Raw genomic sequence first — 14,638 nt, forward strand, 5'->3', positions numbered from 1 at the left:
CCGGCCGCCGAGCTTGGCCAGAATGCGCTGTTGCCCCCTGCGCTTCACGAACGCTTCGTGACTGAGCTCTTCGCCTTTGCGCTTTGTCATGCGTTAGTGCCGTGTCCGAACAGGAGAACGGAATCTGAACAGCTCACTGACATGCGGTAAACTTACGATCCAGCAGACGCGGACAAAAAAAACTCGCCGGTAACCGGAGGTTGTTTCACGTCGAGATAAATGCTGCATACTATTGCAATCTAGGGGGTTGTTTTGGCGTGCGCGCTTTGACGCGGTTGAGGTGGGCTAATGAACCAGGATGAAGAAGTTGTCCGACATGCGCCAGGTATTGCGAAGGTTAGTGAACTAAAGGCGGCACTAAGCGACGCTTGGAAAAATGAGATACTTGCTAAGCCCACGGAGCTGAAGAAGGCTGCCGAGGTGCTCGGGGTTGATCCCAATGAGCTCAAGAGCCTCATTTCTCCGCCGCTTGCGATTCAGTCCGAGAGGGCCGGTATGACCGGCGGAGAGGTGCTGATCGTGATGGCAATCTGGGCGGGAAACGAGATTGTTCTTGGAGCCTTCAAGGATCTCGCCAAAGAGCAGCTAAAAAATCGATTGAAGCAGCTCTGGTCTGTTGTACTTGAGCCCCTCGTTCGCGACTTACTTGAGGACAGGCGCTACGGATTAGGTCCTCAGATCGACGAAAAGAAAAAGAACGAATAGATCTAAAGAGGAACAAGGGTCTCCGCAGTGCGGAATCGGCATTTAAGGCTAGCACAGATCAAGTCGCTGGTCGCTCGACTCTCGATCTCAATTACCCTTGAGGCGAGATCGCTCAACGGAGGGGAGAAGGAGCTTGAGGCGAACAAGCAGGCCAATAGGACGAGATACAACATCGTAAAGTTGTTGGTCGCGGAGGCCGATCGGCTTGAGCAACACAGCGGTCGACTCGATGATGCGCTTAAGAAGCTGTCTAAGATCGCAAAGGAAGAGGTTGTTGAGGGAAGCGGCGCGGCATTCGAGGACCTGCGCAACCGTCTGAACGAGCTCGCGCGTTCGTTCGCGAGGGTCGATTGCAAGCAATGTGCCGGAGAGTTGGAGCGGATCTGTTGCGGTGATCCAGCCATTGATGAGGCAAATCTTTCCGCGGGCCTTTGCATAGCGTTATTGCACGACTCCTTGGCTTGCATTGTCCAGCAGGCGTGCCGCGCCTACGCCGACGCAGCTGTCCGAGTCCCGGTGATTAGACTATCAATCGAAAGCACTCATCGCGATCAGGACGCCGATCTGTTTCGCGAGTTTAATATCAGTGGTTTTTGCGATGTGATCCAAGACGAAGCTCTCACCTCCTACGTGGTTCTTTCGATCAAGCAGGGAACATTCGACTGGACTGCCATGTGCGGTGTTCCCTATATTTTCGCACACGAGGTCATGTGTCATGCCTTTCAGAGTCTGCATAGTCGCGTGCGCGCAATCGCGGACGGGAAGTGTCTGTGGAGCGAAGCTTGGATGGACCGTCTCGCGTTTGAGATGTGCAAGCACTGGCTAGAGCGCCCACCCAGAACCTTTCCGAAGTGGTTCCTTGCAGATGTGTTGGAAATAGAGGATCAGGCGAGTGCTATTCATAAATTCCGCTACACTCCGCGGGGCTGTCTGACGGATGATGAGGCAAAAGAGTTCAAGCGCGCGCGCGATGCGTTTCGCCTGCTACGAGACAATTGGAGCTGTAACGAGAAAATCGACTTGTTGGCTCATCGAGCCGTACGTTTTTCTACATGCTTGAATGCAAGTGATGCCGACAATGAAGACCGCGAGGATGTGGCCATCCTGCTCGGCTCGCTATTGGGTCAGGATGCGGAGCCGTTCCGAGCCGAAGCTGCCCTCCACAGTTGCTCCGAGTTCCTTACCGATGGCTCGGTATTCAACCTATTGGCGAATCTCAAGAAAATCAGGGACATGTCAATGGAATCGATAGTGCTGTTACGGCAACAGTCTGCGGAAAATTAAGCATAAGGCGGCGTCTGCCTTGTTTTCCGGTCATTTGACCGTATATTCAAGTTATGTGAAGCTCGGGCTGACAATATGAATTCTATAGAGCGGGCCTCGGCTCTGCTTGGGAGCGATCTGCGGCTCCTAACGGCTGCAAGTCGGCTCAAACAATTCACTATTGACGAGCTCGCTCAGCATGCCGGTTTGGGGCCGGAGTTGACCCGTAGCTTTCTGCGCCGTCACCCAGACTTCGAGCAGATCGCGGTAGCAGCGCCAGAGGGGCGTGGTCGCCGAAAGAAAATATGGCGGTTGCGTCCTGACCGGAGCATGCACGTGGCGGCGCGGGTTGCCGATGTTTCCCGCGTTATCGGTTGGTCGCCCTCGCCCGCGGAGGACAGTCCGAAGACGTGGGAGCTCCTGGTCGCCACGCTTTCGCAGCTCGAGGAATTGTCCTCGACCGACGATCAGCGCCGGAGGATCTTGCGTCGGGCTGAAATGTATCTCGCATCCTCGGAGATGGAGTTGCGCGATCGTATTGCGTTATCTCTTCCGCTGGCATCCCAGGAGCAGCGGATCGTCGCCGAAGCAGGAAAGACAATAAGGCTGCTGCGTAAGATTGACACGCTGCCGCGGACCTTTCTGGAGTTCTTTCGGCCGAGTCAGACCTTGCGCTCTGAATTCGGAATGATCTTAGGCGATTGGACGAGACGAATGGAGCTGTCCGCGCTAGACGAGAATGTATCGGCGCTCGACGAGGAGGTTGCTCGAGATCAGCTAAAGAAGCATGGCGCGTTGGGCCTCTTGGACATGGCGCTACATGCCGCGTCGCGGGAGGCCGGTTCAGACGCGGCATTCGCCCCTGCAATTGCGATGTTGCACTACAAGACCGGTTGGGACGACGTAACCCACTCAGAGTTCGCGGCAGGTATTATGGATCGGCTCGGGAGTTCGAAGGCTGCGGATAATGACCTGGTACTCACTTCACTGGCGGCTGCCATGGCGTCATTCGACGTCTACGAAGCTGTGGAGCCGCTCACTGAGTTGCTCTTGAGCCGACGGCGAGCTCACAGTTTGAGCCCGGAATGGCGAACCGTCTGCCGCTGTGCCCTCGCTCGATTTGCTCGACCGGGCCAGGCGCGCAATACTAGCGTCGCCGCTGCAGCGTGTCATTTTCTACTTGCTCAAGTGGACGACGTTGCTGACTTCCCGATCCTGGCGACAGCTGCGCTTCTGGCGCCGCACGTTGACGCCTACTCCTTGCTACATGGCATTGGAGGCGCGATGGCAAGACCACTTTGCAGTCTCGGGTCGATGGTACGCAATCTCGGTATGGTCCTTGCGCGTGATGATTTTGCTCCGCTACAACAGCAAATCGACGATCTTATTGAGCGTGATGATTGCGGCCTTCTTTTGCTGTCGAGGCTGCGCGCCGCGAAGTTTGGATCGCTTAAGATCATCGACTCTAATCAAAGCGGCCTGCCTTCCCCCTTTTTGGTTGAGGCTCGTCCGAGGGTAGCGGAATCGCTCGGCGTGGCAATGCGTGAGGTGCCGCTTCGCATCAAGGAAAGCGCTTGCGACAGGCTTTCGCAGATGATGTCGGCCGATGCTTGGTCAGATGAGCCGAGCGGAATGCTTGGCAGCCTGCTTGCACGCCGCGCTCAGAGTGCCGGCCAGGCGCGCGCGTTATGAGCGAGTTGACACGAACGGAACGGAAGCCGGATCGGTCCACTCTACGCTTTGAGGCGCGGACTCTTCAATATTTACTACAGAATTATTTGTTTGACCAAGAATTCCTCGCCAATCAGTCCAACGAGATATTGTACTTCGTAGACGCGCATGAGCTAAAATCCTACATCGATCCCGATAATGATGCTCATCTGCAAGGATTCATCCTCGAAGCCGAGCGCGCGCAGTCAATCGAGCCGCACCTCATTGATCAAGTAAGACTCCGCAACGAACAGATTCTCCACTCGCTACTTTTCGACCCTGGCCACCAGGTCGGCATCTTGCCTTCGCATCTTGCGGAGGTGGAGGAAGATCTGGCGTTCCATGCAGAGAAAGGTCTTCGGAAGGAGATTGCGCTGTTGCGGCGTGCGCGCGAACAGGTACGCCGACTCAGCAATCAGGAGCAGACGCGCCTGCTGCGTGCACGGGTCAATAATCCGGATGATGGCACGGCCAAACGCGATCTCATTGCCTATTTTCGGAAGCTGGCGCCATCCTTAATGACGCTAATGCGTCGCATCCCGGACGACACGCAGAAGCGGCTCGAAGCTCTCGGAGGCAAAAGCAATCTCGTTCGTGCGCAGGACCTCGACTGGAGCAAGTTCGGATTCGAGCGGGATACATGCGAGCGTCTTGCCAAACTGCGACCGTCAAGCGAGAAGATGAGACTCTGGCGCGAATTCTTGGCTGGTCGTTCGGAGCGCCAGCACAATTCGCCGCGGTCTAATCGGATAGACGGTGAAGCTATAGCGTATTTGCAAGCGCTCAACGAAACTCTCTCGGACCTAGGTGTTCCGAGGGTGCGCGGGCGACTTGCGACGCGCGCTATGACTCTGATCAGTTGCGTGGCCGAACTGAAGCAAAACCGCACCGTCGGTAAGGCCGAATTCGTGCGTCATCCGCGCATGCTGGCGCGTCGTCTCAGCCCAGGCAATCGCAGGAGCGACGTCGAGATTGAGCGAGCATTCATCGTGGCGCTGCAAACATATCGACGACAGCTTGAGACGCTCCCGCCGGATGCCAAGGCTGACGACGAAAGGTCATCAGCGGCAATCGCCGCTCTAGTGGAAGCATGGCAGGATTTCGAGCGCGCCCGTTTGACCGTCGAGTTGCATGCGCAAGCGGACAGTCTTACGCCTGACTACGACAGCGAACTCAGCGATAGCGAGTTTCGAGATCTCCTGCGATGGTTCGGCGAGATTAACGTCACCGAGCTGATCAACGCAGAGTTGCGACGCGCTGTGGGGCGTTTCGGACAAGCCACGTTTGCGTTGGAAAAAAGCGTGAAGGCTCCGATCCCGATTCAGGTGACACGGTCCAGTTCATCCAAACGCTTGCGCCTCATTCCTACCATCGCAGGCGCTCCGGGACCAGTCGAACTCAGTGCGGAGGCCCTTCCGAGCGTCAGAGAAGGAGCGGATGTGCTTGCGGAATTTGCAAGTATGAATACTTCGTCCGTAGAACGCTATTTAGGCTGGGCGCTGATGTTCGCATGCCAGGAGCGCCACGAAAAAGAAGCCAATGATCAACAGCAGGCGGAGCGACGATGGGAGCTGGCCGAAATCTATGCGAACAGTGCGATCTCAATAGGTAAATTGGATGATGGCAGAGTAGGACGAGACAAGGCCTGGTCGCCGGTGGATGAGGCGCACCTGTTACTTGCCCAGATTCAGCGACTCGGCAAAGTTCCGTCGGGTAGTCGGCACCAATCTGACGAGAGCTCAAAGAGTGACAGCGTACTACATCGCTATAGTCTTGGCGTGGCTCATCTGAAAAAAGTCAAGGCGGAAAGAGATCCGCGTTGGGCGCGAGAACATGCAGCGCTGATCCTTGAATTACAGCTCGAGTTGAAGCAGCAAGATGGATTTAAATCGCTTGACATTCCTCAGGGCTCCGATGTGGCGGAGGGAATCGTTTGGATCGAGAGGGCTATCGAATGGTCGGCTGGCGACACAGTAATGTTGCCGCGCGTCTATGAGGTCGGTTTAACGTTTCATCTAGCAGCTAAATACTACGACATCTGGCCGGAGCGCAGTGAAGCCGACGTGGCGGTGGCCCGAGGATGGCATCGGCGTCTTCAAGAGTTACTGATGCGCCAGCGCAAGGAGTTGAGGCCTGAGGAGATTTCGAGGCGCGCACTGGCCTTGGAGATAATTGGCTTTCATCTCCTGCAAGGCGCTGAGCCATCTGACAGCCTGCTTGCGTTCGCCCGCGATTTGCGTGCCGAGATCCGTCAGAGTGTCGATCAATCTGCTAAATTGATCGAACATGCTCTCGGTTCGGTCAGTTTAGGCAGGCGTGATCTCGTCTCTGCACCGATATGGGCATCTCATCCAACAGATGGCATTGTTGCGTTGGTTGACGATGGGCAAGTGGCTGAATTAATGCAATCGGCCTACAAGCAGCTTACTGATATCGCAGGGGGCTCTCAGCAAGCAGCGGTATCCGCCCGCGAACGGCACGTACTCGAAGATATTCGGTGTAAATTCGATAAGGTCGCGGAGAGGCTGCAATCAACGTGTCGAGACAGCATACGTGCGAAGAAGGCGCGTTTCTATGCGCGAATGGAGGCGTGCTATGCTCGGCTCCTACTCGCAGTAATCGAGGAGTCGGACAGCAAAGCACAGCTGGCAGCCTTGGTAGAGGACTATCAAGACATCATAGAGGATTACCCCGAAGCGTCGATTCCGCACTTCCGCCTGGACTGGATCTTTACGGAGCTTGGCCGCGAGGACAGGGCCTTCGAAGAGCTTACCAAGGCGCGTGAGCTTGTCGAGCGAGATCCCTTCCTTAGAACGCCAGGGCACTGGGTGCACAGTACCATGCAGCGCCGGATCGCTGCGCGCTTTTCCGAGGAGATTTCGCAACAACGAAGTAAGCTTATCGAAGGACTCGAGGCGGGAGCATACTTGATAGAACAACTTGAGGGTTATGAGCAGAAATTGTTGAGCGCTTTCCATAGTGTCTATCCTGTTGCCGAGAAATTACCGGACACCGATTATCTGTACTCGCTGGAGGCAAGACGTCGAATAAATAACGTGCTTTACTACGCGAGTCTTGTATTAGAGATTCATCCCGGTCCGGATGGCTTCCGTAAGCTTGGAATTGAAGAGCCAGATCTGCGCCGATTGCTTGCTTTGCTTGTTCCCCATGACGACATAACGAAAGAGGTGGAGATAGGGATCCTTCATACAATAGGTGCGACTTACGCGGCCCTTGGTGATGCTAGCCGAGCCGCCGCTGCCGGGGATCACCTCATTAACCTCTTGAAGACTGAGTTGGGAAATAGGGGGGTGCTGAGTGACGCGTTCAGATGGACGCGGCGTGAACCGAGTGTTTTCATTGATCGAAGACCTGGCTATTTCATTCGCAAGCCGGCCAGCTTGTAAGTTCGAGCCATTTTCTGAGCATTTGGGGAAGTGATAGATCTATTCATCTGGGACGTACCGCTCGATCGGTTACAGTTGATTGACGATCGCTCTACGCGCTTATGATTTGGATTAGAAATTGGGTGATTCGCGCAGACGATAAGGGGCGACTCGAGCGCAAGGGTGCGGTTTGAAATCGTGGCTCGCGTTTTGAGGCTGATCCTCCGCAGCCTTCTGGTGTACGCCAGGACACTCTGCTATTTCGGTTCAATTGACGTCGGGTGCAATCGGCCTCACGATGCATTTCTTCGATCACGGAGGAAGCACGGCCTTGACGCAGCGTAGCCGAGATATCGAATACACTACTGAAACAGAGCCCATTTCGGCGCCAGATGAGCTAAAGCGTCACCCGTCCGATTTCATCCCATTTGCGCAGCGGCTGACCTGTACCGTGGCGGAAGCGTGCGAAGCGACCGGTCTTGGGCGAACTAAAATCTATGAACTAATCAGGAATGGTCGAATTGCGACGACGACGATCGGTCGTCGTAGGCTCGTCGTTGTGCAATCGTTGCTGTCTCTGGTTGGCATAAATACGTCACACGTCAACACTAGATAGACGTTTGGCCTGAAAGGTAGTCAAGAAGGTAGGCAATATCAGCTTCTTGTATCACCACTGAAGTGGCTGCACAGCTGCGGGCTTTTGGCGTTGCGACACAGAGCCCAGCAGGGCTGTTCGATCTAAAGCATTATAGGTCTGCAACGAGAGCTTCTGCTTGGACCTCGTCATCGGCGACTTGCTTGCCTCGCCTTTCCGGGTGAATAAGGCGGATGACAGCTGCCCTGGCGAGATCTTCGAGGGCGGTTGCAATGTATTTCGCATAATGGCGTTCAATCATTTGCACCGACGTGTTGTGCAGTTTAGCAACGTGCTGGATAGGCAGTAGATTGCGGAGGCCGCGTACGATGCTGGAATGCCGGAATGCATAAGGGATGACCTTCGGGAGCCCGGCGCGCTTGCGGATGTCTTGCCACGGGCGAGTGAGTTCGGCTGTCCTCCACGGACCGCGCTCTGACTTTTTCCACCCGAAGCTACCGGCCTGCTCGTACCTCCAGCGCTCGAACAATGGCGCTTCTTTCGGGCGGCCTGAAATTGCCGGCAACAGAACGTCAATGACATCTTCACCCACGGGTACCGGGACATAGCCGCTGTTGCCGCCGCGCCCCTTGTATGACCCTGGCACCATCAAACGTCGCTCTATCTGCTGCGCATCGCTCACGCGCATCCGCCGTAGTTGCGCAAATCGCGCACCCGTGGCCGCAAGGCACACGACAATGCGATATAGGTCGCCTTCAAACTCTTGCTCCTCGTCGATCTGGCGCGCGGCTCGGAGGAGAGTACTGACCTGTGTATCCGTGAGGATTTGGTTATCTCGAGCGACAGATGTCTCGTCGTCATCGTCGATGCGCTCAGCCTTGAGCCCATCTTTAACGATCGAGGGGAATGTCGGGTTCAACTTCTTTTGTTCCGAGGGCAGGCGGAGCCATGCTGCATTTAGGGCAGCCTTCAGGTCGGCGGCGAGCCGGCGCCTAGTCGTGACCTTCAATCTTGCTGGCAGGCTCTCACGCCAAGTTAAAAGGTGATTTTCTGTCAACGCGTACAGGCGGACAGCGACGAGGGGAGCAGCCTTAACGGCTTCCTGACGACCGCGGCGCTCCTGACCAAGGAGATAACGCCGCAGTCGGTGGCCAGCATCGGAGCGAATCTCGCGACCGACCCTCCGGCTGTCACGGGCGTTGCGCTCCCGAACGTATGTCTCAATTGCCGCTTGCACCGTGGGCGGCGGTCCGGCAGCTAGCGCCGCCGCTTCTGCTCTTGACCGGATTACGAGTTCTCGCGCTTGTGTCACGGCCTGTTCAAAGGTCAGCGTGCCTTCGGCTGGTTTGTCGTTGACGTCGTTGGCGACGCCGATCGGCGCCTGCTTGTAATTGGCCCCGTCATGGTGATTACGCCAGCGTAACAGCCATTTCCCACTTCGCTTGCCCTTGCGATAGCCAAGATGCGCCTCGGCATCGAGGCGACGCCAATGTACGCCTAGATCCAACCTGGAGCGCGCCCTGGCCGTTGTGATCTGTTCTTCTGCGAGTGTTTTCGCCATGACAACCTTCTCGAAAGCGTCGAATATCCGTCGAATAAGCGAGGGCGTACGGAGGCGGCCGACCGCGAACCGCTAATGGCTAAGTATATGATAATATTGGATTGTGGCGAATGGATGCGAACTGGCCGAGCGGGAAAAACTCCAACTCTCAAGGCTGAAACAGGGGTTCGATTCCCCTAGGGAGCGCCATTCCCGGCGCTCAACCTGACATCCCCGACCTGTAAGCGCGGCTTCGCAGCCTCGCGGCGCGCGTTCGCGTCCGAGCTTTGCTCTCAGGCACGCCCTTCCAAGAGAAGGGCGCAGGGAAGGCCGGGTGCAGGCCGCACCCATGGCCCGCCTGCAGAAAGAAAAGCAGGCGGCAGTCACCACAGGATTGGCCGAACAACCGGCCTTCCCTGCGCGATGGGTTGAACGGCTGCTCCGTGCTCTCCCAGGGGACCGGGCTTGCTTGCCCCCGTCATCGGGATGTCGCCGACCAAGACACCAGCGTCGGGGTGTCGGGACCACACGGCTTGACCGTCCGCCTCGGGCTCGTTCGTCCGCACGCGAAACGCGCACTGCGACCCCAGGCGGCCACCGCATCCCACGCTCCACGGCCCGTGACGATCGCGAAACGCCCCTTCAGTGAGCGCGAGACGGCGTTGTACATAACATGATTTCCGAAAAAGAGAAACAGAAATTTTTGTTGAGCTGGACAGGCCTATGCATCTTGCGTTTGGCGCTGACAGCGAAACCAGACCGAAAAGCCCGCCACGGCGCCTGCTCCCGTGGATCAAATCTATGGAATTGGCATTCGACTTGCCGGAGTGAGAGAGCCTGTCTAAGTTGAGTAACTCGCGGAGGGGTTGAAGATGTGGGGCCACCAAAGGACGGCTACGGCGATTCAAATTTGTTGAACGGAGCCAGCTATGGCTCTTATTGAGTGTCCTGAGTGCGGCGCTCGCGTGAGCGTCCGCGCATCTGCCTGCCCGCAATGCGGCCACCCGATCGCGGAATATCCGTCGTCCGATCCGCTGACCGCCGCACGTGCGCAGCGATGGCTCAAGAGCGAATCCGCTCACGAGGCCGAACGCCCGTTACCCAAGAAGGCGAACCGAGGATGCGCCAGCGTTTTCGTGCTCTTGCTCGTTTTTATCGGTGTAGGCGCGATCATAGGAGATCGCGATGACGAAAAAGAGAAGGCCAATCCTACCTGCAAATCAGATTGGCGCCGATGTTCAGACAATGCTGATCTCGTGAATAACTTCCGAGACATTTCGTACGGTCAGGCGTCATGCAAGACTGAAGCACAGAAGCTTGCAAAGTTTGGCGAACCGAAATTTCCATTCCTCGCTTTCAGCACTTTCTACAAGGGAGACAACTACGTAAAGAGCGGCATTGTGACCCTAGTCGAGAAGGAAGCCCAGTTCCAAAATGGATTCGGCGCGATGGTGCACAGTACGGTCATCTGCAAATATGACCTTAATATCAAGCAAGCTGTAGATGTTAAGGTGAGCAGCAATTGATGCCATGAAGATGGCCGCTCCTATCTTTCGGCATTGTGATGTAGACGCTTGCGGACATCCCTGCCGCTTCAATGGACTGCGGTGAGGGTACAGTCTACTTTGTTGCTGCGCGTCGGCGTCGCCCGCCGCTACGGCGTCCAATTCGCCGGGCCGAGCAGGGTCGGAGGAATGAGCGCGCCGGTCATGGCGTGGATGAAGTGAAATCTCGTGCAGGCCGGGCAGCTCACGGTCTCGAAGGTCACGGTCTCGAACCGACAGTCGTCTTTCGGCTGGTGCAGGATGGCATCGACCTCGGACCCGGTCTGGGGGCAGCGAAATGTGATCGGACAATCCATCGTCCCATCTCCGATGCAGACTCGAACGTTGGGTCGCCGCAGGTTGCGCCTGATTCTCCGGGGTTGACTGCGCAATATTGATCAGCCGCTCGCGTTCGCCTCTGGCAGTCTGGTCGCGGGAGACATCGGGAGACGCGCTTGAACGGCCGCTTCGCCCCGCCCGAGAGGCCCCGAGGCGGATCAGGCGGCGCTTCAGACCGTCGGCTGTATCACGGGGCGTTCATTCCTTGCCGCTGCCCGCGAACGACGTGTCATGGCGTCGCGTGCCGTGCGGCGACGTCGAAGCCTGGATGACGACCAGGCTGGGGAGCCGATCATGATCGCGAATTCCATCCTGCGACGTTTGACGCTTCACCTGATGGAGACACGGATGTTGATCGACGTCAGGGTCGATGGAAACGTCGAGGGCGGTGAGCAGTTGTCGCAGGACGTGAAGGCGTCGCTTCATGCGGTGCTCCATCGCTACGAGGATCAGGTCAGACGTATCGACGTGCAGCTCAGCGACGCGGTGAGCCACAAGCCCGGTCACGACGACAAGAGCTGCAAGATCGAGGTGCACCGTGACGGCGGCGAGCCGATCGTCGCGACGCATCAGGACAGCTTCATGGAGCAGGCCGTGCGTGGCGCGGTCCACAAGCTGAAGCGCGCGCTCGACCACGCCTTCGGCAAGGAGGCGGTGTCCGATCAGCTTCGGGATCATCGCTAGACCCGTGGCGGGACGGTTTGCCGGCAAGGCCGCCGGGTGGGAGATCCGTGATGGATGTGCTTGCTGATGAGATCACCGACATCGGGCCGCAGCCGCAGGCGTTCGACATCGAGCGGGCGACCCGGGACAATGCCAATTATCGGTCGGTCGCCTGGAGCGGGCGCTAATCTGCAGGTGACGCTGATGTCGATTCCGGTCGGCGGCGACATCGGCCTGGAGGCGCATCCGGAAACCGATCAGTTCCTGCGGCTCGATGCCGGCCGCGGCCGGGTGCAGATGGGCCCGCGAAGGACAGGCTGACATTCGACCAGACGGTGTCGAACGGCTGGTGCGTGCTCGTTCCGGCCGGGACCTGGCACAACATCACCAACATCGGCCCGACGCCGATGCAGGTCCATGCGATCTATGCGCCGGCGCATCACGCGCCCGGCAAGGTGCGGGCGACGGCGGCTGCGGCCGCAGCCGACCGCGACGACACGCCCGCGGCCTGGTCCGTGCAACCCAAACAGGTGGTCGATCACCACGGATGAACGACCGCGAGGATGCGGTGAGGCCTCATTCGCTCGGCCGGTTCGCGCTGAGGAGATGGTCGAACGCGCGGGGTCTGGTGCACGTCGGTCTCTCGTTCGAGGCGGCTCCGCCGTGAGCATCCTCCATCGTGTGAGTGGCGACATCGCATGGAAGGTCTCGCATCGATTGCAGAATGGCGCTCGCGGCGCCCCGGCCTCGCCGAAAGCTCAATCGGAGGATGATAAGCAGATTGATCTAGCGCAAAGCGAGAGGAGGTTTCCACCGTAAAGTTCGGCATGTCCATCAACATGTCCATCGAGCGGGATGGGGGCTGTGCCGAGTTCGAACCTCGCCAGATTTGATCCGAAGGCCTTTCTCGACAAGGTTTGCCCGGGCCAGAAGGTCCTGAAGGTTCCCAAGGGGGGAAGCGTGTTCGCCCAGGGCGATCCGGCCGACGTCCTGTTCTTTCTCCAACAGGGAAAGATCAAGCTGACCGTCGTCAACGACGTCGGTAAGGAAGCGGTCATCGGCATCGTCGATGCCGGGCAGTTTCTTGGCGAAGGCTGTCTGACGCGGCAGGCGGTGCATACCGGCTCGGCATTCGCGCTGCAGGATTGCGTGGTCACCGCCATCGCCAAGAAGACGATGATCGCAGCGCTTCGCCTCTACCCTGAGCTTGCGGAGATGTTCATCGCGTTTCTGCTGGCCAGGATCGACCGGTTCGAAGCGGACCTGATCGACCAGCTCTTCCATAGCAGCGAAAAGCGGCTGGCGCGGCTGCTTCTGACGATGGCCAATTACGGCCGTGACGAAACGCCGCTGCCGGTCATTCCAAGAATCAGCCAGGAAACGCTGGCCGAGATGATCGGCACGACGCGGTCGCGCGTCAGTCATTTCATGAACAAGTTCAGAAGGGCGGGCCTGATCGAATATGACGGCGAGATCGTCGTCTATCCGGCGCTGCTGCAAGCCGTCCTGAACGACAACCTGCAGGCGGAGCAGCAGAACTAGCTGCGGGTGTGCAGCGCGCGGGTGGTCTGTCTTGCACAGACGGTTCTGTCCGCATCGCTAGCTGCCCATAACTCGCCGCCGGGCTCCGCGTTTCGTTTCGCCGCTTGAAGGCGGGACGCGCGAAGCGTTCGTGACGGGGTGAAGTGTTGCGTAGGGAGGGGACCACATGTTCAAGCAGCAGTTTTCCGACGCGTCTGACGCGTGCGCACTTGCCGAAGCCATTGTGGACACGGTCCGGGAGCCGCTGCTCGTCCTCGACCACGATCTCCGCGTGATTGCCGCCAGCCGTTCGTTCTATCTCACCTTCTCCGCGGCGCCCGAGGATGTGCTGGGACAACTCTTCTATGAGCTGGATGACGGCGCCTGGAATATTCCGGCGCTGAAGTCGTGGCTGGGCCAGATCTTCTCCAACACCGGCGCGCTGCATGATTTCGAGGTGGAGCACGTTTTTCCCGCCGTCGGCCCCCGGGCGATGCGGCTGAACGCCCGGCAGGTGTCCTACACGGTCGGGTCCCATACGACCATCCTGCTCGGCCTCGAGGACGTCACCAGCGAGCGCGCGATGGCGCGCCGGAACGAGGAGCTGCTGCGTCAGAAGGACATGCTGCTCGAGGAGTTTCAGCACCGGGTCGGCAACAGCCTGGCGATCATCGCCAGCATCATCTCGTTGAAGGCACGGTCCGTCGGCTCCGAGGAGGCGCGACGCCACCTGGACGACGCCCGCGATCGGGTCATCTCGTTCGCGAACATCCAGCAGAGTCTCCACACCTCCGCGCGCAGCGGCGTGATCGCGCTCGGACCGCATTTCGCGAGGCTCTGCCAGGCGATCTCGCAATCGATGATCGCCGACCAGCAGCGGACCAGGATCGAAACCCGCGGTGACGGTCAGGCGACGACGAGCGAAGCTGAAAGTCTCGGGCTGATCGTCACCGAGCTCGTCATCAACTCCCTCAAGCACGCCTTTCCCGAGGACACCGCGAATGGGCTGATCACCGTGATCTACGAGTCCTCAGGAGCCGGCTGGACCCTGTCCGTCTCGGACAATGGAACGGGGAAATTGCAGGTGAACGGCCGGCCGAAGGGGGGCCTGGGCACCGGCATCATCATGGCCCTGGCGAAGCAGCTCGGTGCCGAGGTCACGACCGTGGCCGGCCGGCCCGGCACGACCGTCTCGGTGCGTCACGCCGCCGTGGCGACATGCGACGACTTGACCGGAGCAAGCGTGCCGTCCGCTCCCGCGATCCGATCCAGGGCCGAATCCAGGGCAGGATCCGCGGCCGGATCGCGGACCGTCAGCCGATCGTGACGTCGTCGCCGATCAGTCCAGCATCGCCCGAACTCGTCTCCTCGC

General features: G+C 58.3%; 12 protein-coding genes. 10 read left to right on the top strand and 2 right to left on the bottom strand.

All coding sequences use genetic code 11. The annotated features are described in order from the left end of the window. The first annotated feature begins 288 nt into the window (after positions 1-288). The 5 genes from QX039_RS21445 to QX039_RS33090 all read left to right on the top strand — a co-directional run bounded on the left by QX039_RS21445 (position 289) and on the right by QX039_RS33090 (position 7,680). Entirely contained in the window at positions 289-705 is a 417-nt protein-coding gene (locus QX039_RS21445) for a hypothetical protein (protein WP_315772312.1), read from the top strand. 27 nt (positions 706-732) lie between these two features. After that, positions 733-1,989 carry a hypothetical protein gene (locus tag QX039_RS21450; protein WP_315772313.1) on the top strand — a complete coding sequence of 419 codons (1,257 nt, stop codon included), beginning with the start codon at positions 733-735 and terminating at the stop codon, positions 1,987-1,989. A gap of 315 nt (positions 1,990-2,304) precedes the next feature. After that, positions 2,305-3,660, top strand: coding sequence for a hypothetical protein (locus QX039_RS21455; protein ID WP_315772314.1), 1,356 nt, complete (start codon positions 2,305-2,307; stop codon positions 3,658-3,660). After that, positions 3,657-7,085 carry a hypothetical protein gene (locus QX039_RS21460; protein ID WP_315772315.1) on the top strand — a complete coding sequence of 1,143 codons (3,429 nt, stop codon included), beginning with the start codon at positions 3,657-3,659 and terminating at the stop codon, positions 7,083-7,085. The genes QX039_RS21455 and QX039_RS21460 overlap by 4 nt, the downstream gene beginning before the upstream one ends. 277 nt (positions 7,086-7,362) lie before the next feature. Further along, on the top strand, positions 7,363-7,680 hold the full coding sequence (locus QX039_RS33090; protein WP_409998876.1) for a helix-turn-helix domain-containing protein: 318 nt from the start codon (positions 7,363-7,365) through the stop codon (positions 7,678-7,680). A 130-nt stretch (positions 7,681-7,810) separates the two neighbouring features. On the opposite strand, the gene QX039_RS21465 is transcribed toward QX039_RS33090, so the two are convergent. After that, the gene (locus tag QX039_RS21465; RefSeq protein WP_315772316.1) at positions 7,811-9,220 is read right to left on the bottom strand and encodes a tyrosine-type recombinase/integrase; all 1,410 of its coding nucleotides are present in this window, start codon (positions 9,218-9,220) and stop codon (positions 7,811-7,813) included. 908 nt (positions 9,221-10,128) lie between these two features. Here QX039_RS21465 and QX039_RS21470 point away from each other — a divergent pair. Next, complete coding sequence (locus tag QX039_RS21470) at positions 10,129-10,725, top strand: zinc ribbon domain-containing protein (RefSeq protein ID WP_315736290.1); 597 nt, start codon at positions 10,129-10,131, stop codon at positions 10,723-10,725. A gap of 128 nt (positions 10,726-10,853) precedes the next feature. Here QX039_RS21470 and QX039_RS21475 read toward each other — a convergent pair whose 3' ends face one another. Continuing rightward, on the bottom strand, positions 10,854-11,060 hold the full coding sequence (locus tag QX039_RS21475) for a hypothetical protein (protein ID WP_315736291.1): 207 nt from the start codon (positions 11,058-11,060) through the stop codon (positions 10,854-10,856). 316 nt (positions 11,061-11,376) lie between these two features. On the opposite strand from QX039_RS21475, the gene QX039_RS21480 reads away from it, so the two are divergent. The 4 genes from QX039_RS21480 (at position 11,377) to QX039_RS21495 (ending at position 14,593) form a co-directional block, all read left to right on the top strand. Next, positions 11,377-11,766, top strand: coding sequence for an HPF/RaiA family ribosome-associated protein (locus QX039_RS21480; protein ID WP_315736292.1), 390 nt, complete (start codon positions 11,377-11,379; stop codon positions 11,764-11,766). Between the two features lie 314 nt (positions 11,767-12,080). Then, positions 12,081-12,296 carry a hypothetical protein gene (locus tag QX039_RS21485; protein WP_315736293.1) on the top strand — a complete coding sequence of 72 codons (216 nt, stop codon included), beginning with the start codon at positions 12,081-12,083 and terminating at the stop codon, positions 12,294-12,296. 304 nt (positions 12,297-12,600) lie between these two features. Next, the gene (locus tag QX039_RS21490; protein WP_315736294.1) at positions 12,601-13,287 is read left to right on the top strand and encodes a Crp/Fnr family transcriptional regulator; all 687 of its coding nucleotides are present in this window, start codon (positions 12,601-12,603) and stop codon (positions 13,285-13,287) included. Positions 13,288-13,453: 166 nt separating this feature from the next. Then, positions 13,454-14,593: a sensor histidine kinase gene (locus QX039_RS21495; RefSeq protein WP_315736295.1), complete on the top strand. Its 1,140-nt coding sequence runs from the start codon at positions 13,454-13,456 to the stop codon at positions 14,591-14,593. Positions 14,594-14,638 lie beyond the last annotated feature (45 nt).

The organism is Bradyrhizobium sp. SZCCHNR1043 (assembly GCF_032489675.1).
Lineage (GTDB): Bacteria > Pseudomonadota > Alphaproteobacteria > Rhizobiales > Xanthobacteraceae > Bradyrhizobium.

What these genes read in the sequence shown, in the direction of transcription:
- QX039_RS21470 (WP_315736290.1), top strand. Translation starts at nt 10,129, where the DNA reads ATGGCTCTTATTGAGTGTCCTGAGTGCGGCGCTCGCGTGAGCGTCCGC.
- QX039_RS33090 (WP_409998876.1), top strand. Translation starts at nt 7,363, where the DNA reads ATGCATTTCTTCGATCACGGAGGAAGCACGGCCTTGACGCAGCGTAGC.
- QX039_RS21475 (WP_315736291.1), bottom strand. Translation starts at nt 11,060, where the DNA reads ATGGATTGTCCGATCACATTTCGCTGCCCCCAGACCGGGTCCGAGGTC.
- QX039_RS21490 (WP_315736294.1), top strand. Translation starts at nt 12,601, where the DNA reads ATGGGGGCTGTGCCGAGTTCGAACCTCGCCAGATTTGATCCGAAGGCC.
- QX039_RS21465 (WP_315772316.1), bottom strand. Translation starts at nt 9,220, where the DNA reads ATGGCGAAAACACTCGCAGAAGAACAGATCACAACGGCCAGGGCGCGC.
- QX039_RS21460 (WP_315772315.1), top strand. Translation starts at nt 3,657, where the DNA reads ATGAGCGAGTTGACACGAACGGAACGGAAGCCGGATCGGTCCACTCTA.
- QX039_RS21445 (WP_315772312.1), top strand. Translation starts at nt 289, where the DNA reads ATGAACCAGGATGAAGAAGTTGTCCGACATGCGCCAGGTATTGCGAAG.
- QX039_RS21495 (WP_315736295.1), top strand. Translation starts at nt 13,454, where the DNA reads ATGTTCAAGCAGCAGTTTTCCGACGCGTCTGACGCGTGCGCACTTGCC.
- QX039_RS21480 (WP_315736292.1), top strand. Translation starts at nt 11,377, where the DNA reads ATGATCGCGAATTCCATCCTGCGACGTTTGACGCTTCACCTGATGGAG.